Below are 681 nucleotides of genomic sequence, written 5' to 3'. Positions count from 1 at the left end.
GCGGAGCACGGCGGGCTCGGCGGCGACCGCAGCGCGGACGGCGGCGGTGACCGCGGGGTCGTCCAGCGGGTCCGCGCTGGCACGGCCCTCGGCCAGGGCGCGCAGGGCGGCCCCGGTCAGCTCGAAGGCCACCGGCCCGGCGAGGTCGAGCACCACCGTGTCGGCCTTCTCGTGCGCGGCGGCCTGGAGCGCCTGGTGCAGGGGTACGGCGACGGGACGGGCCTGCGGGTCCCACCGGGCCAGCGACGCGGTGGAGGTGAAGGCGGGGAGGGCGCGGCGGTCCCCGGCCTGGAGGGTGGGTACGGCCATGTCGCTGGTCTTCTCGCGGCGGAGGCCGTTCTCGTCCTCCTCCACCTCGCCGAGGACGGCCACCACGGGGACCAGGAGCCGGGCTCCCTTCAGGGCTTCGAGGACCGGCGTGACGGCCGCGCGGTCCTCGGCCCAGGCGGCGAGCGCCGAGGCCAGGGCGGGGTCGGCGGTGCCGTCGTCGTCGGAGAAACCGGGGTCCGGGATGTTCTTCTGCGCCACAGGGCGAGCGTAGTGCCTGGCCGGCGGCGCCCGGTCAGCGGTTCCGGGTGAACGGGGAGCGGCCGCGCCACAGCAGCGCCCCCGCCGCCAGCAGGAGCACGCCGAGGCCGCCGGCCGCCGGGGCGAGCCATCCGGCCGGTCCGCCGTCCTCGG

General features: G+C 78.6%; 1 protein-coding gene. It reads right to left on the bottom strand.

Annotated features, from left to right (window positions below; genetic code table 11):
• The coding region (locus tag G3I41_RS02780) for an SseB family protein (protein WP_164398703.1) at positions 1 to 528 on the bottom strand (528 nt) is incomplete at its 3' end.
• Positions 529 to 681: the final 153 nt, after the last annotated feature.

Source organism: Streptomyces sp. SID9727 (genome assembly GCF_010550605.1).
Taxonomy (GTDB): domain Bacteria; phylum Actinomycetota; class Actinomycetes; order Streptomycetales; family Streptomycetaceae; genus Streptomyces.
This window is presented reverse-complemented; position numbering and strand designations above follow the sequence as displayed.